The following is a 17,874-nucleotide window of genomic DNA, read 5'->3' as shown; positions in this document are numbered from 1 at the left end:
GGGAGACCCGGATCACATCCGACTCGGCGTGAGGCCGCTAGCGGGGCGTCGTCGGGCCGCCCGCCTCGCCGAGGCGGACGGTCGCCGCGTCGGCGGCGAGCAGGCTGGTGTGGCGGCGGACGTCGCCGGGGGCGGCCTCGATGACGACCTCGTACGCGGCGGGCTCGGTGGTGTCGGCCTCGGCGAGAAACGGGATCACGTGCTCACGGACGTCGAACGGAGACAGCGACTTGCGATAAGCCGACACCGACTCGAACTCGACGGTCAGCACCCAGCTGTCGGCGGACTCGGTGGACCGGACGAGCAGGCCGCGGCGGCAGCCCGGCTGGGCCAGCAGCAGTTCCAGCGCACGCTGCGCGCGAGCGGTGAACGACTCGGGCTCGGTGGCGGTGAACCTGGCGATCAGCAGCACGGTCGGCGGCCTTTCCGGGGGTGGTGCGAGGATGCAGCACCGTAGCCCAACCGATCCGGGAGGCACCGTGGGGCAAGGTCGATCGTTCAGGGCACCGCTGCTCGCCGGTCGGGGGCCGTTGGCCCGGATCCATCCGCTGGTGGTGTTCCTCCTGGTGGCGGGGCTGTTCGCGGCCGGGGTTCTGGTCCGCGGCGTGCTGGGAGCGGCGCTGCTTGGGGTGCTGGCGGCGGGGGTGGCCGTGCTGCTCGCGGCGACCTGGCGAGTGCAGACGGCGAGTCAGCGGGTGGGGCGGGTTCTGGTCCTCGGGCTGTTGGTCGCGATCGCTGTCTCGGTTCTCTGAAACGGTCGATATCGGTGCGCTGAGCGGTGTTGCCGTCGGGAAATAGGTCGACCGCCTAGGATGTTGAACACGGTAACCATCACCCGGACGTCGAAGCGGCGCTTGGGGCCTATGAGAGGACGATGTCGATCGTGACCTCGGACGCCGCGTCGCACGAGCTGCGGGCAGCCGCCGAGCAGCACGAACACTCGCCTGACCGTCCCCTGGTGCTGCCCGTTCACCGGCGGCCCGCGACGACGCTGACCGCGGCGGGCGACCTGCTGCGGGCGTTGGCCGCGCCGGTCCGCATCGCGATCGTGCTGGAGTTGCGCGAGGCTGATCGGTGCGTGCACGAACTGGTGGAGGCGCTTGGCGTGGCTCAGCCGCTGATCAGCCAGCACCTGCGGGTGCTGAAGTCGGCAGGGGTGGTCTACGGCGAGCGGCACGGCCGTGAGGTGGTTTACCGACTGGTGGATGAGCACTTGTCCCACATCGTCGTCGACGCTGTGGCGCACGTGGAGGAGGGCGACCCGCGGTGACCGCGACCGACCGTTCGGCGACCGTTCCCGGCAAGCGCTCCACGCGGCAGCGCACGGCGGTGTCGCAGCTGCTCGACCAGCTCGACGACTTCCGCTCGGCCCAGGAACTGCATGAGGAGCTGCGCAAGCGGGGCGAGGGCATCGGCCTGACCACCGTGTATCGCACCCTGCAGTCGCTGGCCGACGCGGGCGAGATCGACGTGCTGCGCACCGACTCGGGTGAGGCGATCTACCGGCGGTGCTCGAGTCACCACCACCATCACCTGGTGTGCAGGTCGTGTGGGCACACCGTCGAGGTGGAGGGTCCCGCGGTGGAGCGGTGGGCAGACCGGGTCGCGGCCGAGAACGGGTTCTCCGAGGTCAGCCACACCGTGGAGATCTTCGGGACCTGCGCGAACTGCACCTGAGGTCCTCCGGCCCGCGTGGGGCCGGAGGACGCCAGGGTCACGCCTCGTACGGGTTCTCCGGCTGGGGGATCTGGACCATGCCGTCGACGGTCAACGACGGGACGTAGTCGGTGTCCTTCGTGGCCGTGCCTGGCTGGACCTGACCGGTCACCTCAAGCCAGGTGTCGTTGGCCAGTCCGCCTGCACCGGGGCCGTCGAGCTTGACCTTGACCGGGAACGCGTCGGCCGCGCAGCAGGCGATGGACAGGCGGGCCAGGTACCTGGTCTCGCCCTGAGCGACGACGAAGCCGGTCAGCTTGACGGTGCGGTTGTCGAGGGACTTGCCGGAGTCCCATGCCGCGCGGGCGGCGAAGTCGCTCATCGCGATGGAGACGACGTCGCCCTTGGGCAGGGGCGGGAAAAGCGACGATCCGTCGGTACCCGACGAGCGGCTGGCCGCGGCGCGGTTGTCGTTGCGCATGACCGAGTCGGCGCCGAGGGCGGGCGGGGCGATGAGGAAGATCGCCAGCACCGGCATCAGCAGCAGCCAGGCGCTACGGGCCGGGTGGTGGTGTTCACCGTCGTCGTCGTGATCATGACCGGCGTGCCCGGAATCGTCATGGCCCGCGGCGTGCCCGTCCGCGGCGAACTCGGCCGTCGAGTCGCCGTCGGTCGATGCCGTGGACACAGCCGCGGTCGGCTTGGCGGGCCACAGGTCGCGGGCGATGGAGACCGCCGCGAGGATGACCATGACCAGGCCGCCTCCGATAAGCCACGGCTGGTGGGCGGGCTTGACGTAGAGCAGGTAGGTGCTGGTGAAGGAGATCTTCAACAGCGCCCCGCCGACCAGGATCAGCAGGATGTTCTGGGTTTCCCGCCGCATCAGACACCCCCGAGGAAGATCAGGCCGGAGCCGACCGCGCACGCGATCGCCACGACCAGCGTGGCGGGCGCGAAGCGGATGGCGAACGAGCGGCCGAACGTGCCCGCCTGCAGGGCGAACAGCTTGACGTCGATGGCCGGTCCGACGACGAGGAACACCAATTTCGGCAGCAGCGGCATCCCCGAGATCGACGCCGCGACGAACGCGTCGGCCTCGCTGCACAGGGCAAGCACGACCGCGAGCGCGGCCATCACGATGACACCGAGGACGATCTGCTCGCCCAGGGTGTTGACCCATTCGCGGGGGATCGCCACGTTGAGGACGGCGGCGGTGAAGCCGCCGAGAACGAGGAAGCCGCCCGCGTCGACCAAGTCCGCGCGGGAGGTCTCGAAGAACACGCGCCAGCGGTTGCGGCCCTCGGCCTGCGGCGCGCGGCGCAGTGCGCGTTCGACGATCCACTCGGCCTTGCCGAAGCGGGCCCACAGCCAGCCCATGATGATCGCGGTGGCCAGCGAGGCCGCCAGGCGGGCCCAGACCATGCCGGGGTTGTTCGGGAACGCCACGTTGGTGGCGACCAGGACGATCGGGTTGACCGCGGGCGCGGCGAGCAGGAAGGCCAGCGCCACGGACTGCGGCACGCCCTGCTGCATCAGGCGCCGGGCGACCGGCACCGCGGCGCACTCACAGGTCGGCAGCGCGACCCCGGCGACGCCCGCGATGGGCACCGCGACGGCCTGCTTCTTGGGCAGCAGCCGGTTGAGCAGGGTCGCGGGGACGAACGCGGCGATCGCGCCGCTGATCAGGACGCCGAGGACGAGGAACGGCAGCGCCTGGACGCAGACGGCCACGAAGATGGTGGACCCGGTCTGGATGGCGGGGTTGTCGAACCAGGACGTGATCCACTGCTGGCCGACCAGCGCGACGACGAGCAGACCACACAGCACTTCCAGCGAGGTGATCCCACGCTTGGGCTCGTCCGCCTTGCCCTTGGGGGCGCGCTCGGCGACCGCCACGGCGCCGCCGAACGACGGGCTCGCGGGCGACTCGCCAGCCGCGCCGGGGTCGTCGGACGCGGGCGCCGCGGGCTGGTCGGCGGCCTTGGGTTCGTCACTCATCGGCGCCTGCCATGGGTCGGTACCGTCGAAGGGTCATCACGGGCGGAATGATGCCAGGATGCCCATCACGTTGGGGACCCGCCGCTTGAACTTTGTTCACCACCGTCTGTTCCCAACAGTTCGGCCCGCAACTGGGAAGCCGTCGACACGACCAGCATGAGCAAAGTGCCCAGGGCGGGGGCGGCGAGGCCCTCGGCCGGGAACGCATAGCGCAAGGTCACGTCCATCCCCCGCTCGGTGTGCACGACACCCAGGGTGCCGAACAGGCCCTGGCCCGCGCGCTCGGCCGCGGAGACCGCCAGCGTGCCGTCCTCGGGCAGGTCCCACGCCACGACACAGGTCAGGCTGAGCACCGTCAGGCCCTCGGCCAGCTGCATCGCCTGGACCGCGCACGGCACGTCGCCGTGGCGGAAGGTCAGGGCGCCGTCGTCGTCGACGCGGACATCGTGGTAGCTCTCCAGGGCCTCGCGGGCCCGGGTGAGCAGGTCGGCCTCGGTGACGGCCTCGCTGGTCATGCCTCTCCTTCAACGTTGAGCCGGGCGGCGACCTCGGCGGAGTCCTCGGCCGCGCCGAAGCGCCGGTCGCGGCGGGCATAGGTCTCGATGGCCTGCCACAGGTGCAGGCGGTCGAAGTCGGGCCACAGCACGTCCTGGAACACCAGTTCGGCGTACGCGGACTGCCAGAGCATGAAGTTCGACGTCCGCTCCTCCCCCGAGGGGCGGATGAACAGGTCGACGTCGGGCATTTCCGGCTGGTAGAGGTACTTGGCGACGGTGCGCTCGTCCACCTTGTCCGGGTTGATCTTGCCCGCGGCGGCCAGGCGGGCGATCTCGCGGGCGGCGTCGCCGATCTCGGCACGGCCGCCGTAGTTGATGCACATCGCCAGGTTGAGGACGTCGTTGCGCTTGGTGCGCTCCTCGGCTTCCTCCAGCGTGCCGATGACGCTGCGCCACAGCCGGGGCTTGCGGCCCGACCAGCGCACCCGCACGCCCAGCTCGTCGAGTTCGTCGGTGCGGTGGTGGATGACGTCACGGGAGAATCCCATGAGGAAGCGGACCTCCTCGGGGCTGCGCCGCCAGTTCTCGGTGGAGAACGCGTAGAGCGACAGCCACTTCACGCCCATCTCGATGCACCCGCGCGCCGCCTCGACGACCTGGGCCTCGCCGCGCTTGTGGCCCTCGATGCGGGTCAGGCCGCGCTGGTTGGCCCAGCGGCCGTTGCCGTCCATGACGATCGCGATGTGCTTGGGCACGAACTCGGCCGGGATCGCGGGTGGTCGGGCTCCCGACGGGTGTGGCTGCGGTGGCGACACCGGCCGCCCCGCGTCGAGCCTGCTGATCCGCCGCCGTCGCAGCACCGTCCACTCCTTCACGTCGTTCGATGACCCGAACGACCCTACTGACCCAATTGGAATGACACGCACCTCGGCCCTGTCGCACCCTGTACCGGTGAACGCGGAATCGGCGCGGGAGAACCTGCGCGAGACCATCGCACTGTGGCACGCCCACGAGCGGACCGCGTTCGACGTGGTCCTGGCGGCTTGTGACCTGCTCGCCGCCGGTGCGGGCGGCATGGCACTGTGCACCCTCGCCGCGGTATCGCCTGGAAATGCTGAGCAAGAGGTCAGGGAACTGCTGGCGGCCGCCGTTCGGGACGCGCGCCTTCCCTTCCACGAAGAAGGCTCCGCTGCGGCGCTCCGTGCGGCATTGGAGGCAAAGGCACGGCTGGTGTTGTCGGGCGAGATCGCACCCCATGTCCTGGTCTCGTGGGCATCGGAGACACTCCAGGAGATGCCGTGGGCGGTGGTGGACCGGCTGAACGATCTCGAATACGAGTACGACTTGGCCGACCACACCGGTCGCGGGCTCGACGAGGTCGCAGCCTTGGTCATGGCTGAGGCGCGGCAGGTGGTCGATCTTCCACTCGACGGCGTTCCACCAGCGGCAGCGACCTGAGCTGACGTTCCAGGTGCCATTGCAGCAGCGCGGCGACCAGTCCGCTGGCCTCGCGGCGGGAGGACTCCGTCGAGCGTTCCGCGGTGTCCCAGCCGCCGGTGGCCAGCGCGTCCATCAGGTTGAGCACCTCGAACGGCGGGCTCGCCGAGCCCGGCGGCTTGCACCGGGGGCAGACCGAGCCGCCCGCGTGGACGCTGAACGCGCGGTGCGGGCCCGGGTCGCCGCAGCGGGCGCACTCGGTGAGGGCGGGCGACCAGCCCGCGATAGCCATGGCGCGCAACAGGAACGCGTCGAGCACGAGGGACGCGTCGCGCTGTCCGTCGGCCAACGCCCGCAGGGCGCCCGCGACCAGCAGGTACAGGCGTAAGACCGGTTCGCCTTCCTCGGCGGACAGCCGGTCGGCGGTCTCCAGGACCGCGCAGCCCGCGGTGTACCGCTGGTAGTCGTTGACGATGCCCGCGCCGAACGCGTCGAGGGTCTGCACCTGGGTGATCACGTCGAGGGTGCGGCCGGTGTAGAACTGCACGTCGACGTGGGCGAACGGCTCGACCCGGGCGCCCAGGCGCGAGGTCGTGCGGCGCACGCCCTTGGCCACGGCGCGCACCTTGCCGTGCTTCTGGGTGATGAGGGTGATGATCCGGTCGGCCTCACCGAGTTTCTGCACGCGCAAGACCACACCGGTGTCGCGGTACAGGCTCACGGACGCATTCTCCCACCAGGGTCAGACAGTGTTAGCCGCCGACAGGCCGCAACACGACGATGGTGCCCGCGGCCAGGTCGTGCCAGCCCCGCCGCAGCCGCTCGTCGATCAGCAGAATGCTCAGGGTGGTCATCGGGACGGCCCAGAACACCAGCGTGCGCAGGAACGCGTCGCCCGGGCCAGGTGCGCCGCCGGTGGTCAAGTCGGCGATCTCGATCCGCAGCAGCGACTTGCCCGGGGTCGTCCCGCGGACCGCCACCAGCGTGAACTCGTAGGCGAACACCGCCAGCAGCGTGAACAGCAGCCGCATGACCCAGGATCCGTCCGGCCAGATCAGCACCGCGGCGAGCCACCCTGGCACACCGGCGACCACGGTGTCGATCACCCTGGCGGCGAACCGGCCCCCCGGGGTGGCGACGGCGACCTCGCCCAACTCGCCGACCTCGGTGTGTTCGAGGTCGGCGCGGTGTGCTGACATTCAGAACCCCAGACGGCGTAGTTGCTTCGGGTCGCGCTGCCAGTCCTTGGCGACCTTCACGTGCAGATCCAGGTATACACGGGTGCCCAGCAGCGCCTCGATGTGCTTGCGAGCGGTGGTCCCAACGTGCTTGAGGCGCTCGCCGCGGTGGCCGAGGATGATCCCCTTCTGGCTGGACCGCTCCACATATAGCAGCGCGTGGATCTCCAGCATGTCGTCGCGGCCCTCGCGCGGGACCATCTCCTCGATGGTGACCGCGATCGAGTGCGGCAGCTCGTCGCGCACACCCTCCAGCGCGGCCTCGCGGATCAGCTCGGCGACCAGGGTGGCCTCCGGCTCGTCGGTCAACTCGCCGCCCGGATAGAGCTGCGGGCCCTCGGGCAGCCGGTTGACCAGCAGGTCGGCCAGGGTGGCCACCTGGAATCCGTCGACCGCCGAGACCGGGATCAGCTCCGCGAACTCCATCACGTCCTGCAGGGCGAGCAGCTGCTGGACGACCTGTTCCGGCGCGACGAGGTCGGTCTTGGTGATCACGCCGACGACCGGGGTGCGCTTGGCGACCTTGGCCAGTTCGGCGGCGATGAACTTGTCACCTGGCCCGACCTTCTGGTCGGCCGGGACACAGAAGCCGACGACGTCCACTTCGGACCACGTCTCGCGCACGATGTCGTTGAGCCGCTGGCCCAGCAGCGTGCGCGGCCGGTGCAGGCCGGGAGTGTCGACGATGACGAGTTGGGCGTCCGGCCGGTGGACGATGCCGCGGATGGCGTGCCGGGTGGTCTGCGGCTTGCTGGACGTGATCGCGACCTTGCTGCCGACGAGCGCGTTGGTGAGTGTGGATTTACCCGCGTTGGGTCTGCCGACGAAACAGGCGAAACCGGACCTATGGCCTTCGGTGCTGCTGGTCACCGAGTCATTGTGCCTTCCGCAGTCCCGGTGCTGTGATTCGGTGCAGTTCAAGGGTGTCGGAAAGCGGCGCCACACCGGGCCCGCCCGCCTTGAGCCAGTCCTCGATGTCGGTGATCGCGTCGTCGCCGAGCACGAAGCCCAGCCAGACCGGCTTGACGCCCTTCGCCTGGACCACGACGACGTTGGAGGTCTCACACGTGTCGAGGCACTCGACCACCGTCACAGTGGCTCCGACCTCGGCGGCGACGGCCCGCAGCCGGGACAGGTGCTTGCCGTGGTTCACCGTCGGATGCTTCTTGACCGTCCCGCAGCAGCAGTCCCGACAGACCGTGATCCTCACCTGAGGACGTCGGCGACGGTGCCGGACGCGTCGGCCCGGTACACCGGCGCGTCGGGCGTCAGGTCGCGCACGGCGGCCAGGGAGTCGCCGTCGATTTCACCCGCGTCGGTGACAACGGCGGCGGCTTCGATGCCTTCGGCGCCGCTGGACACCGCGGCGGCGACGGCGGCCTGGAGCGCGGTCAGCTTGAGCGAGGGCAGCGCGACCGTGGCGGCGGCGTAGGTGCGGCCGTCGGTGTCGCGCACCGCGGCCCCCTCGGCGGCACCGGTCCTGGCCCGGCTCGACCGGGCCAGGGTCACGATCTTGGCGTCCTCGGGGTCCAGCTCAGCCACGCTCGGGGCTCCTCTCGTGTTCGTCGTCGGCGTCGGCGCGGCGGACGACCACGGAGGTGATGCGCACCCGGCCGCGGTTGTCCTTGCCGCCCTCGGCTCGGAACCGTAGCCCGGTGATCTCCGCTTCGGCACCGGGCAGTGGCACACGTCCCAGTCGCTGGGCGAGCAGGCCGCCGACGGTCTCCACGTCCTGCCCGTCGAGGAGCAGGCCGAACAGCGCGCCCAGGTCTTCCACCGGGAGCCGGGAGCTGACCCGGACGCCGCCGTCATCGAGGTGTTCGACCGGCGGGCGGTCGTCGGTGTCGGACTCGTCGGTGATCTCGCCGACGATCTCCTCCAGGATGTCCTCGATCGTGAGCAGGCCCGCGGTACCGCCGTATTCGTCCACCAGGACCGCGAGGTGGTTCTTCGACAGCTGCATCTCGCGCAGCAGGTCGTCGACGCGCTTGGTGTCGGGCACGAACGTGGCGGTGCCCATCAGCTCGGTCACCGCCTGGGTGTCGGCCTCGGCGTCGACCCAGGCGCGGACCAGGTCTTTGAGGTTGACCACGCCGACGACGTCGTCCACGCTCTCGCCGATCACCGGCAGGCGGGTGTAGCCGGTGCGCAGCGACAGCATCAGCGCCTGCCGGACCGTCTTCGCCTGCTCGATCCACACCATCTCGGTGCGCGGCACCATGACCTCGCGCGCGATCGTGCCGCGCAGCTCGAACACCGAGTGGATCATCTCGCGCTCGTCGGCGTCGACCACGCCACGTTCCTCGGCGAGGTCGACCAGTTCGCGCAGCTCGACCTCCGAGGAGAACGGGCCCTCGCGGAAGCCCTTGCCGGGCGTGATCGCGTTACCGACCAGGATCAAGACCTTCGACAGCGGTCCGAGCACCGTGCCCAGAGCGCGAACCGGACCGGCGGCGATCAGGCCGACGCCATACGGGTGCTGTCGGCCGATGGTGCGCGGGCCGACGCCGACGAGGACGTAGGACACCACGATCATGCCCAGCGCCGCGACGAGGCCCGCGACCCAGCCGGACGTGATCGATCGGAGGCAGACGACGGCGACGAGCACTGTTGCGGCGAGCTCGCAGCTCAGCCGCAGCAGGAGCAGCAGGTTGATGTGCCGGGGCCGGTCGTTGACCACGGCGAGGAGCTGACGGGAGCCCGTCCGGCCCGCGCGCAGGAGACCCTCGACCCTGGCCTTGGACACCGCCGACAGCGCGGCGTCCGCGGCGGCGAAGCAGCCCGCCGCGAGGATCAGCAGTACGGCGATGACAAGGAGACCGGCGGAATCCGCTGACACGGGCTCAGTTTTCCTTGTCGGTCTCGCCCAGACCGACGGTGCCGAGCAGCTTGTCGTCCTCGACGCGCTGCGCCGCGCGGCGCTTGGCCTCCGAGCTCGCGGCGCGGAAGTCGGCGAGGATGCGCTTCTGCAGGGTGAACATCTCGCGTTCCTCCGCGGGCTCGGCGTGGTCGTAGCCGAGCAGGTGGAGCACGCCGTGCACGGTCAGCAGGTGCAGTTCGTCGATGAGGCTGTGGCCCGCCTTGCGCGCCTGGTCCTTGGCGAAGGCCGGGCACAGCACGATGTCGCCCAGCAGCGCCGGACCCGCCTCGGGCGCGTCGGGTCTGCGGGCGGACTCCAGCTCGTCCATGGGGAAGGCCATGACGTCGGTCGGTCCGGGCAGGTCCATCCAGCGCTCGTGCAGGTCGGACATCACGTCCAGCTCGACGAGCAGCACCGACAGCTCGGCGAGCTTGCTGACGTTCATCCGATCCAGGGCGAAGCGGGCCGCCGCGACGATGGACGCCTCGTCGACCGCCACCCCGGACTCGTTGGCGATCTCGATACTCACGAAGTCATTGTCTCCGGTTCAGCGCCCGGGCCTGCGACCACCCGCGCGAACCGGGCCGCGGTGGGTCTGCTCGGCGGCGTCCTGCGCGTCCTGCCAGCGCTCGTAGGCGTCGACGATATCGCCGACGAGCCGGTGGCGCACGACGTCCTGGCTGGTCAGCTGGGCGAAGTGGATGTCGTCGACACCGGTGAGGATGTCCTTGACGACCTTGAGCCCGCTGCGCTGGCCGCCGGGAAGGTCGATCTGGGTGATGTCGCCGGTGACGACGACTTTGGAGCCGAAGCCCAGGCGGGTGAGGAACATCTTCATCTGCTCGGGCGTGGTGTTCTGCGCCTCGTCCAGGATGATGAACGCCTCATTCAAGGTACGGCCACGCATGTATGCGAGCGGGGCGACCTCGATCGTGCCCGCCTGCATCAGGCGCGGGATCGACTCCGGCTCGATCATGTCGTGCAGCGCGTCGTAGAGGGGGCGTAGGTATGGGTCGATCTTGTCGAACAGGGTGCCGGGCAGGAAGCCAAGGCGCTCCCCCGCCTCGACCGCGGGCCTGGTCAGGATGATGCGAGTGACCTGCTTGGCCTGCAGTGCCTGCACGGCCTTGGCCATCGCCAGGTAGGTCTTGCCGGTGCCTGCGGGGCCGATGCCGAAGACGATGGTGTTGGCGTCGATCGAGTCGACGTAGCGCTTCTGGTTGAGCGTCTTGGGCCGGATCGTGCGGCCGCGCCGGGACAGGATGTCGAGGCTGAGGACGTCGGCGGGCGACTCGGCCTGGTCGCCGGAGAGCATGGCGATGGTGCGGCGGACCGTGTCCGGGCCGACCTGCTGGCCGCGGGTGGCCAGGGTCGCGAGTTCGGTGAACACCCGCTCGGCGAACGCGACGTCGGCGGGGGCGCCGGAGAGGGTCACCTCGTTGCCGCGGACGTGAACGTCGGCGTCGAGCAGGTCTTCGGCGATGCGGAGGTTCTCGTCGCGGGACCCGAGCAGGGCGAGGACGGCACCGTCCGGGATCGTGAACCGAGACTGGGCATCGTGCTGTGGGGTGGGCGCGTCGGAAGAACGGGGGTCTGTGCCGGTCACGTGCTCTCGGTCCTGCCTTCGCGCTCGATGTCAGGTGCTGAATTCGATGCTAGACCCAGCGACCGACAGGGCGCACCGGAGAAACGGTGTCACCGGCCGAAGCCCGCGAGCTGTTCCCCGCCGAGAACGTGCAGGTGGGCGTGGAAAACCGTGCGGCACGCGTCGTCGCCGGTGTTGAACACGAATCGGTATCCGGACTCGTCGATTCCCTCGATCCTGGCGACCTCGGTCCCCGCGATGATCACCTCGGCGAGCAGCTTGGGATCGGCCGCGGCGAGTACGCCCGCGTCCTCGTGGTGCTCGCGGGGTACGACTAGCACGTGCACCCGGGACTGGGGACCGATGTCGCGGAAGGCGTAGACGGCGTCGTTCTGATAGACGACCGTCGAGGGGATGTCACCGGCGATGATCTTGCAGAAGAGGCAGTCCGCGGTCATGACCGACACCCTATCGGCGGACGACTCAGAGTTCCTCGCCGCGCAGCGACCGCAGGAGCACCGAGCACGTTTCGATTGGCTACACACCCCGCCCGCCTCCAGCTACGGATGCCGGGCACGGCTGGCTCGCGAGAGTACGCACCGTGGGCGACTCGGCTATTGGTTACACCCCGCCCACCGCCAGCTACGGATGCGGGGCACGGCTGGTTCGCGAGAGTACGCACCGTGGGGGTCTGGGGGCTCGGCCCCCAGAGGGAACGCAGACGACAAGGCGAGCCGTCAGGCGAGCAGGGGGAGGCAGAGGATGCCGCGCGGGCGGTGAAGCCTGGGGGTCGCCCCACCGCCCCGCGCGGCGGCCGCTGGACCGAGGGGGGAGGTGTCCAGCGGTTGCTGTGCGGGCGATCGAATTGCGTGATCGCGTTGCAGGACAAAGGGTAGACCCTCGCTAAGGGTCAGCGCCACCTTGCGGTGCGTACTCCTATGGCCCCTAATGCGACCGCGGCGGCCGTGGAGGTGCGCAGAACGGCGGGGCCGAGGCGGACCGCGCGGGATCGTGCCTGCTCAAAGGCGTTGATCTCGTCTTCGGTGATGCCGCCTTCCGGGCCGACGATCAGTAGTACGTCTCCGGATTCCGGTAATTCGACTTCGGCCATCCGGGTGGATCGGCCTGCTTCCAACACCAGTGTCAGCGCTACTTCTCTTGCCTTATCAACAAGTGCACGAGTCGACATGGGTTCGGTGACAATGGGGATCCAGGCGCGGCGCGCTTGTTTCGCCGCTTCGCGGACGGTGGCTCGCCATTTCGTGAGGGCTTTGTCGCCGCGGGGGCCGTCGTCCCATTTGGTGATCGAGCAGGCGGCACGCCACGGGATGATCTCGTCGGCGCCCGCCTCGGTGGCCAGTTCCACGGCGAGCTCGCCGCGATCTCCCTTGGCGAGGGCCTGGGCGATGATCACGCGGGGCGACGGCGGCGGTTCGTCCCAGCGGCGGGTGATCGTCAGGTCTAGCGAGTCGCGCCCGGCCGCGGCGACGACGCAGTGGGCCACCGCTCCCCGGCCGTCGGACACCAGCAGTTCCTCACCGACCCGCAGACGGCGGACCGCCGCGGCGTGCCTGCCCTCCGGCCCGTCCAGGGTGAACGGGCCGGAAGGCAGGTCGTCGATCAGGAACAGCGCCAGGGTCATCGGGCGTGGCGCTGGCGCAGCCGGGAGAACAGCCCGCCTGTGCGGGCGCTGGCCGCGGCCAGGGTGTGCTCTTCCTCGCCACGCAGTTCGGCGAGCTCGCGCAGCAGCTCGGTCTGGCGGGCGTCGAGCTTCGTGGGGACCTCGACCTCGATGTGCACGTGCAGGTCGCCGCGACCGTCGACGCGGCCGGTTGAGCGCAGGCGGGGCAGGCCCCGGCCGGTCATGACCAGCTCGGTCTCGGGCTGGGTGCCCGGTTCCAGCTCGATGTCGAGCGGACCGTCGAGGGTCTCCAATGGCACGACCGCGCCCAGGGCCGCCGTGGTCATCGGGACGCGCAGGGTGCAGTGCAGGTCGGCGCCCGCGCGTTCGAACGTCGAGTGCGGAAGTTCCTCGACCTCGACGTACAGGTCGCCGGCGGGGCCGCCGCCGGGGCCGACCTCGCCTTGGCCGGACAGCCGAACCCGCATGCCGTCGGCGACACCGGGCGGGATCTTCGCGGTGATCGTCCGGCGGGCGCGCACGCGGCCCTCCCCCGCGCACTGCCGACACGGGTCGGGGATGACCTCGCCGAGGCCGCGGCACACCGGGCACGCGCGGGCGGTGACGACCTGGCCCAGGAACGACCGCTGCACTGACTGGACCTCGCCGCGGCCGTGGCAGGTGTCGCAGGTGGTGGGCGAGGTGCCATCGGCGCAGCCGGAGCCGCGGCACAGGTCGCACAGGATCGCCGTCTCGACGGCGATCTCCCGGCTGACGCCGGTGGCGCACTCCTCCAGCGTCATCTGGATGCGCAGCAGGGCATCCGAGCCGGGCTGCACCCGGCTGCGCGGACCGCGTCCGCCACCGCCGCCGCCCGCGGCGCCGAAGAACGCGTCCATGATGTCGCCGAGGCCGAACCCGCCGAACGGGTCCTGGCCGCCGCCACCGCCGCCGCCGTTGGACAGCGGGTCGCCGCCCATGTCGACGATCTTGCGCTTCTGCGGGTCCGAAAGGACCTCGTAAGCGGCGGTGACCTCGCGGAAGCGCGTCTGCGCCGCCTCGTCCGGATTGATGTCCGGGTGCAGCTCGCGCGCGAGCTTGCGGTAGGCGCGCTTGATCTCGTCGGAGCTCGCGTCCCTCCGCACTCCGAGCGCGCCGTAGTAGTCCCTCGCCACCGTGTCAGTCCTCCTGCCCCGGGCACCCCGGGGCACCTCGATTGCCCTTGCCTACTTGCCGAGAATGTCCCCGACGTAGTTCGCCACCGCGCGGACCGCGGCGATGTTCGTGGGGTAGTCCATGCGGGTCGGCCCGACCACGCCCATGCCACCGAGCAGGGTCGCACGAGTGCCGTACCCGATGGAAACCACCGACGTGCTGCGCATCTCCTCGGCCTCGTTCTCCTCGCCGATGCGCACCACAATGGTGCCAGGGTCGGTGGTCGCGGCGAGCAGCTTGAGCACCACGACCTGCTCTTCGAGCGCTTCGAGCACCTGGCGCAGCGAGTGCGGGAAGTCGGCGGCGTTGCGCGTGAGGTTCGCGGTGCCGCCCAGGACGAGCCGCTCCTCGGGGTGCTCGACCAGGGACTCGACCAGCACGGTCGACAGCCTGGTCATCGCGTCGCGCAGGTCGCCGGGGGCGGCCTCGGGCAGCTCGGCGACCTTGGCGGCGGCGTCGGTGAGACGCTTGCCCGCCAGGGTCGAGTTGAGGATCGTGCGCAGCCGGGCGATCGACTCGTCGGCGATCACGTCGCCGAGGTCGACCATGCGCTGGTCGACGCGGCCGGTGTCGGTGATGAGGACCATCATGATCCGGGCCGGGGTGATGCTGACCAGCTCGACGTGGCGCACTGTCGACGTGGTCAGCGTCGGGTACTGGATGACCGCGACCTGCCTGGTCAGCTGGGCCAGCAGGCGAACGCTGCGGCGCATGACGTCGTCGAGGTCGATGGCGCCCTCGAGGAAACTCTGGATCGCCCGCCGCTCGGCGGTGCTGAGCGGCTTGACGTCGCTGAGGCGGTCGACGAACAGGCGGTAGCCCTTGTCGGTGGGGATGCGGCCTGCGCTGGTGTGCGGCTGGGTGATGTAGCCGTCTTCCTCCAGCGAGGCCATGTCGTTGCGCACCGTCGCGCTGGACACGCCCAGGTTGTGCCGCTCTACGATCGCTTTGGACGCGACGGGCTCCTGGTTGTGCACGTAGTCGGCCACGATGGCACGCAGGACCTCGAGCCTGCGCTCCTCCGAACTGACCACGTGACACCTCCCTTTCCGTCAAGTTTACGGAGCGGCGGCGGCCGCTGGGCGAGTCGGTGCCGGGATCACGTTTCGGACATGCCTATTGCGACTTTGTCCGGTTTATCTGAACCATTCTCGCACCGGATGCGAGGGAGTGACCATGGCTTCATCGACCTTGACCACTGTGTTCCTGCCGATCGCACTCGCGATCGTGATGTTCGGCCTCGGCCTGTCACTGACGATCGCCGACTTCACCCGCGTAGCCCGCTTCCCCCGCGCCGCCCTGGTGGCGCTGGGAGTCCAGGTGCTGGTGTTGCCGGTGTTGTGCTTGGGCCTGGTGTTGCTGTTCGACCTGTCCCCGGTACTGGCGGTCGGCATGATGCTGCTGGCGGCGTCTCCTGGCGGGACGACGGCGAACATCTTCAGCCACCTGGCGGGCGGGGACGTCGCGCTCAACATCACGCTGACGGCGATCAACTCCGTGCTGGCGGTCTTCACCCTGCCGATCGTGGTCAACCTGTCGGTGGCCGGCTTCATGGACGACGACACGTCGCTCGGTCTGCAGCCCGCCAAGATGCTCACGGTGTTCGCGATCGTGCTGATCCCGGTGGCGATCGGGATGGCGGTGAACCGGCGGTTCCCGGAGTTCGCGGAGCGGATGCGCAAGCCGGTGAAGATCGCGTCGATCGTGGTGCTGGTGGCGGTGATCGTCGGGGCCTTGGTGGCGGAGCGGGCCAACCTCGCCGGGTACCTGCGTGATGTCGGCATCGTGGCGTTGCTGCTGTGCGTGCTGAGCCTGGCGCTTGGGTACTTCGTGCCGCGGTTGGTGAAGGTGAGCGAGAAGCAGGCGATCGCTTCGGCTTTCGAGGTGGGCATCCACAACAGCACGTTGGCGATCACGATCGCTTTGACCGTCATGAACAACTCGGCGTTGGCGGTGCCTGGGGCGGTTTACGGCGTGCTGATGTTCTTCCCAGCGGGTTTGCTGGCGTGGTGGATCACGCGTCGGCGGGCACACGCGGAGGTGTGACAGAGTGCGGCCATGCGCCTCGCTTTTCTGGTTGTCGCCGTCTTCGCGCTCGCCGCATGTGCCCCTTCGTCCGAGTCTTTGGCGAAGACACCTGCTGCGGGCATAGATGAGTGCCAGAACTATCCAGACCAGATGGTGATCTACCTGAACACCGACGCGGAAATGGAGTCGGTGACCACCGAGCTTCGAGCGGACAAGCGGGTCGGCGCGATTAAGGCCGAGACGAAGGCCCAAGGGTACGAGCGGTTCAAAGTGATATTCAAGGACCAGCCGGAATTGGTGAAGCTCGCCCGCGTGGAGGCGATCCCCGCGTCAGTGATCATCGGAGTGGCGCACGGGGTGGATCGGGCCAGGTTCGCCGAGGAGCTGCGGACGAAGTTCCCTACGGCTGACGAAGTACGGGCCGACGCGTGTAGTCAGGAACCTCCAGACCGCTCACCGGCGCCGACGAGCTGACCCAGCCCGCGGGACGATCTTCGCGGGCTGGGGCATCGGGTTCAGACTGTCACCGGGACCTTCGCCGCGCCGCGCAGGTTGATTCGGCCGTTCCACTCCACCGGGCCGTCCAGTGCCAAGTCGGGGAAGCGTTCGACCAGCCTGCCGAGAGCGATCCGACCTTCCAGCCGGGCCAGGGCCGCACCGAGGCAGTGGTGCGGCCCGGCGCCGAAGGAGACGTGGTGGCGGGCGTTGGGGCGGTCCAGGCGCAGGTCGCCCGCGTCGGGGCCCCAGTGGTCCGGGTCGTGGTTGGCCGAGGCGAGGCCCGCGATCACGAAGATGCCCGCCGGGATCTCGCGGCCCGCCAACTCGAAGGCCGACGTGGTGATGCGGCGGCTCAGCTGAACCGGGCTGTCGTAGCGCAGGAGTTCCTCGACCGCGTTGTCGATCAGCGTCGGGTCGGCGCGTAGGGCGGCCAGTTGGTCCGGGTTACGCAGCAGCGCGACGACGCCGTTGGAGATCAGGTTGACCGTGGTCTCGTGGCCCGCCACGTACAGCAGGCCGACCTGGGCGATCAGTTCGTCGTCGCTGAGGACATCGCCTTCGTGTTCGGCGTCGATGAGGGCGGTGAGCAGGTCGTCGGCGGGGTTGGCGCGCTTCCAGGCGATGGCCTCGGCGGTGAGCATGGCGAACTCGCGGTCGGACTCGCCGATGCGGGTGGCCAGTTCGGGGTCGACCACCGGTTCCAGTGACCGGACCAGGGTGCCGGTGAGCTCGCGCAGCCGGGCCTCGTCGGTGGGCGGCATGCCCATCATGTCGGTGATCACCGCGAACGGCAGCGGGAAGGCCAACTCGTCCACCACATCGAACCGGCCGAGGTCGGCCATCCGATCCAACGCCGCGTCGACCAGTGCCGTGATGCGGGGTTCGAGCGCGTTGATCGCGCGGGGGGTGAAGACCTTCGCGACCAGGCCGCGCAGGCGGGTGTGGTCTGGCGGGTCGCGGTCGAGCATCGAGAGGCCGCCCAGGCGCCAGTCGCCGTCGCCCGCGGCGGCCTTGCGCATCTCGTCGCGGACCGGGTGCGGGGCGAGGTGGCGCGGCTCGACCGACAGGCCGGACCGCAGGAGGGTGGTGACGTCCTCGAAGCGGGAGACGTACCAGAACCCCAACGGGTGTTCCTGGACCGCGTCGGCCGACCGCAGTTCGGCGTAGTGCGGATAAGGATTCTCATCGAACCCAGGCGCGAAGGGGTTGAACAACGTCTCTGTCATCGCTTCACCTTCCCT

Annotated in this window: 24 protein-coding genes; 6 read left to right on the top strand and 18 right to left on the bottom strand. The window is 69.7% G+C overall.

Annotated elements, in window-relative coordinates; translation table 11 throughout:
- Positions 1–37 precede the first annotated feature (37 nt).
- Positions 38–412 (bottom strand): antibiotic biosynthesis monooxygenase, encoded by a 375-nt coding sequence (locus tag BN1701_RS02765; protein WP_054045167.1) that lies wholly within the window; start codon positions 410–412, stop codon positions 38–40.
- A gap of 67 nt (positions 413–479) precedes the next feature.
- Between BN1701_RS02765 and BN1701_RS02760 the strand changes: the two genes are divergently transcribed.
- From BN1701_RS02760 to BN1701_RS02750, 3 genes are all read left to right on the top strand, one after another.
- Complete coding sequence (locus BN1701_RS02760) at positions 480–752, top strand: hypothetical protein (protein WP_231949462.1); 273 nt, start codon at positions 480–482, stop codon at positions 750–752.
- Positions 753–874: 122 nt separating this feature from the next.
- Positions 875–1,270 (top strand): metalloregulator ArsR/SmtB family transcription factor, encoded by a 396-nt coding sequence (locus BN1701_RS02755; RefSeq protein WP_054045165.1) that lies wholly within the window; start codon positions 875–877, stop codon positions 1,268–1,270.
- The gene (locus tag BN1701_RS02750; protein WP_054045164.1) at positions 1,267–1,677 is read left to right on the top strand and encodes a Fur family transcriptional regulator; all 411 of its coding nucleotides are present in this window, start codon (positions 1,267–1,269) and stop codon (positions 1,675–1,677) included. Before BN1701_RS02755 ends, BN1701_RS02750 begins: the two co-directional genes overlap by 4 nt.
- 37 nt (positions 1,678–1,714) lie before the next feature.
- Here the strand turns inward: BN1701_RS02750 and BN1701_RS02745 are convergent, their stop codons facing one another.
- From BN1701_RS02745 to BN1701_RS02730, 4 genes are all read right to left on the bottom strand, one after another.
- Positions 1,715–2,539: a TIGR03943 family protein gene (locus BN1701_RS02745; RefSeq protein WP_054045162.1), complete on the bottom strand. Its 825-nt coding sequence runs from the start codon at positions 2,537–2,539 to the stop codon at positions 1,715–1,717.
- Positions 2,539–3,654 carry a permease gene (locus BN1701_RS02740; protein ID WP_082859623.1) on the bottom strand — a complete coding sequence of 372 codons (1,116 nt, stop codon included), beginning with the start codon at positions 3,652–3,654 and terminating at the stop codon, positions 2,539–2,541. Before BN1701_RS02740 ends, BN1701_RS02745 begins: the two co-directional genes overlap by 1 nt.
- A gap of 65 nt (positions 3,655–3,719) precedes the next feature.
- Entirely contained in the window at positions 3,720–4,169 is a 450-nt protein-coding gene (locus tag BN1701_RS02735) for a hypothetical protein (RefSeq protein ID WP_054045160.1), read from the bottom strand.
- A complete protein-coding gene (locus tag BN1701_RS02730; protein ID WP_054055565.1) occupies positions 4,166–5,011 on the bottom strand; it encodes an isoprenyl transferase in 846 nt (281 codons plus the stop codon). The genes BN1701_RS02735 and BN1701_RS02730 overlap by 4 nt, the downstream gene beginning before the upstream one ends.
- A 91-nt stretch (positions 5,012–5,102) precedes the next feature.
- Here BN1701_RS02730 and BN1701_RS02725 point away from each other — a divergent pair, with 91 nt between their 5' ends.
- The gene (locus tag BN1701_RS02725; protein ID WP_157367742.1) at positions 5,103–5,609 is read left to right on the top strand and encodes a hypothetical protein; all 507 of its coding nucleotides are present in this window, start codon (positions 5,103–5,105) and stop codon (positions 5,607–5,609) included.
- On the opposite strand, the gene recO is transcribed toward BN1701_RS02725, so the two are convergent.
- The 12 genes from recO to hrcA all read right to left on the bottom strand — a co-directional run bounded on the left by recO (position 5,542) and on the right by hrcA (position 15,141).
- The gene (gene recO / locus BN1701_RS02720) at positions 5,542–6,309 is read right to left on the bottom strand and encodes a DNA repair protein RecO (RefSeq protein ID WP_054045157.1); all 768 of its coding nucleotides are present in this window, start codon (positions 6,307–6,309) and stop codon (positions 5,542–5,544) included. The genes BN1701_RS02725 and recO overlap by 68 nt on opposite strands.
- A gap of 31 nt (positions 6,310–6,340) precedes the next feature.
- A complete protein-coding gene (locus tag BN1701_RS02715) occupies positions 6,341–6,787 on the bottom strand; it encodes an RDD family protein (protein ID WP_054045156.1) in 447 nt (148 codons plus the stop codon).
- Positions 6,788–7,696, bottom strand: coding sequence for a GTPase Era (era, locus tag BN1701_RS02710; RefSeq protein WP_054045153.1), 909 nt, complete (start codon positions 7,694–7,696; stop codon positions 6,788–6,790). It lies immediately after the preceding gene.
- A 4-nt stretch (positions 7,697–7,700) separates the two neighbouring features.
- Entirely contained in the window at positions 7,701–8,036 is a 336-nt protein-coding gene (locus tag BN1701_RS02705) for a hypothetical protein (protein ID WP_054045151.1), read from the bottom strand.
- Entirely contained in the window at positions 8,033–8,368 is a 336-nt protein-coding gene (locus BN1701_RS02700; RefSeq protein ID WP_054045149.1) for a hypothetical protein, read from the bottom strand. Before BN1701_RS02700 ends, BN1701_RS02705 begins: the two co-directional genes overlap by 4 nt.
- Complete coding sequence (locus tag BN1701_RS02695; protein WP_054045148.1) at positions 8,361–9,665, bottom strand: hemolysin family protein; 1,305 nt, start codon at positions 9,663–9,665, stop codon at positions 8,361–8,363. The genes BN1701_RS02700 and BN1701_RS02695 overlap by 8 nt, the downstream gene beginning before the upstream one ends.
- Before the next feature lie 4 nt (positions 9,666–9,669).
- Positions 9,670–10,215: an rRNA maturation RNase YbeY gene (gene ybeY, locus BN1701_RS02690; RefSeq protein ID WP_054045145.1), complete on the bottom strand. Its 546-nt coding sequence runs from the start codon at positions 10,213–10,215 to the stop codon at positions 9,670–9,672.
- 18 nt (positions 10,216–10,233) lie between these two features.
- Positions 10,234–11,292 carry a PhoH family protein gene (locus BN1701_RS02685; RefSeq protein WP_054045143.1) on the bottom strand — a complete coding sequence of 353 codons (1,059 nt, stop codon included), beginning with the start codon at positions 11,290–11,292 and terminating at the stop codon, positions 10,234–10,236.
- 89 nt (positions 11,293–11,381) lie between these two features.
- Positions 11,382–11,729 (bottom strand): histidine triad nucleotide-binding protein, encoded by a 348-nt coding sequence (locus BN1701_RS02680; RefSeq protein WP_054045141.1) that lies wholly within the window; start codon positions 11,727–11,729, stop codon positions 11,382–11,384.
- Positions 11,730–12,181: 452 nt separating this feature from the next.
- Positions 12,182–12,913 (bottom strand): 16S rRNA (uracil(1498)-N(3))-methyltransferase, encoded by a 732-nt coding sequence (locus tag BN1701_RS02675; protein ID WP_054045138.1) that lies wholly within the window; start codon positions 12,911–12,913, stop codon positions 12,182–12,184.
- Positions 12,910–14,067 (bottom strand): molecular chaperone DnaJ, encoded by a 1,158-nt coding sequence (gene dnaJ, locus BN1701_RS02670; protein WP_054045136.1) that lies wholly within the window; start codon positions 14,065–14,067, stop codon positions 12,910–12,912. The genes BN1701_RS02675 and dnaJ overlap by 4 nt, the downstream gene beginning before the upstream one ends.
- A gap of 51 nt (positions 14,068–14,118) precedes the next feature.
- Positions 14,119–15,141: a heat-inducible transcriptional repressor HrcA gene (gene hrcA / locus BN1701_RS02665; protein ID WP_054045134.1), complete on the bottom strand. Its 1,023-nt coding sequence runs from the start codon at positions 15,139–15,141 to the stop codon at positions 14,119–14,121.
- 142 nt (positions 15,142–15,283) lie between these two features.
- On the opposite strand from hrcA, the gene BN1701_RS02660 reads away from it, so the two are divergent.
- Both BN1701_RS02660 and BN1701_RS02655 read left to right on the top strand, forming a co-directional pair.
- On the top strand, positions 15,284–16,153 hold the full coding sequence (locus tag BN1701_RS02660) for a bile acid:sodium symporter family protein (RefSeq protein ID WP_054045133.1): 870 nt from the start codon (positions 15,284–15,286) through the stop codon (positions 16,151–16,153).
- 132 nt (positions 16,154–16,285) lie between these two features.
- Entirely contained in the window at positions 16,286–16,609 is a 324-nt protein-coding gene (locus BN1701_RS02655; RefSeq protein WP_157367741.1) for a permease-like cell division protein FtsX, read from the top strand.
- Between the two features lie 41 nt (positions 16,610–16,650).
- On the opposite strand, the gene BN1701_RS02650 is transcribed toward BN1701_RS02655, so the two are convergent.
- Complete coding sequence (locus BN1701_RS02650) at positions 16,651–17,859, bottom strand: cytochrome P450 (RefSeq protein ID WP_054045129.1); 1,209 nt, start codon at positions 17,857–17,859, stop codon at positions 16,651–16,653.
- Positions 17,860–17,874: the final 15 nt, after the last annotated feature.

This window comes from Alloactinosynnema sp. L-07 (genome assembly GCF_900070365.1).
Lineage (GTDB): Bacteria > Actinomycetota > Actinomycetes > Mycobacteriales > Pseudonocardiaceae > Actinokineospora.
The sequence above is the reverse complement of the archived record's forward strand: the minus strand, read 5'-3'. Positions and strand labels throughout refer to the sequence as shown.

What these genes read in the sequence shown, in the direction of transcription:
- BN1701_RS02755 (WP_054045165.1), top strand. Translation starts at nt 875, where the DNA reads ATGTCGATCGTGACCTCGGACGCCGCGTCGCACGAGCTGCGGGCAGCC.
- BN1701_RS02745 (WP_054045162.1), bottom strand. Translation starts at nt 2,539, where the DNA reads ATGCGGCGGGAAACCCAGAACATCCTGCTGATCCTGGTCGGCGGGGCG.
- BN1701_RS02740 (WP_082859623.1), bottom strand. Translation starts at nt 3,654, where the DNA reads ATGAGTGACGAACCCAAGGCCGCCGACCAGCCCGCGGCGCCCGCGTCC.
- BN1701_RS02735 (WP_054045160.1), bottom strand. Translation starts at nt 4,169, where the DNA reads ATGACCAGCGAGGCCGTCACCGAGGCCGACCTGCTCACCCGGGCCCGC.
- BN1701_RS02715 (WP_054045156.1), bottom strand. Translation starts at nt 6,787, where the DNA reads ATGTCAGCACACCGCGCCGACCTCGAACACACCGAGGTCGGCGAGTTG.
- BN1701_RS02680 (WP_054045141.1), bottom strand. Translation starts at nt 11,729, where the DNA reads ATGACCGCGGACTGCCTCTTCTGCAAGATCATCGCCGGTGACATCCCC.
- BN1701_RS02675 (WP_054045138.1), bottom strand. Translation starts at nt 12,913, where the DNA reads ATGACCCTGGCGCTGTTCCTGATCGACGACCTGCCTTCCGGCCCGTTC.
- BN1701_RS02660 (WP_054045133.1), top strand. Translation starts at nt 15,284, where the DNA reads ATGGCTTCATCGACCTTGACCACTGTGTTCCTGCCGATCGCACTCGCG.
- BN1701_RS02655 (WP_157367741.1), top strand. Translation starts at nt 16,286, where the DNA reads ATGGTGATCTACCTGAACACCGACGCGGAAATGGAGTCGGTGACCACC.
- BN1701_RS02650 (WP_054045129.1), bottom strand. Translation starts at nt 17,859, where the DNA reads ATGACAGAGACGTTGTTCAACCCCTTCGCGCCTGGGTTCGATGAGAAT.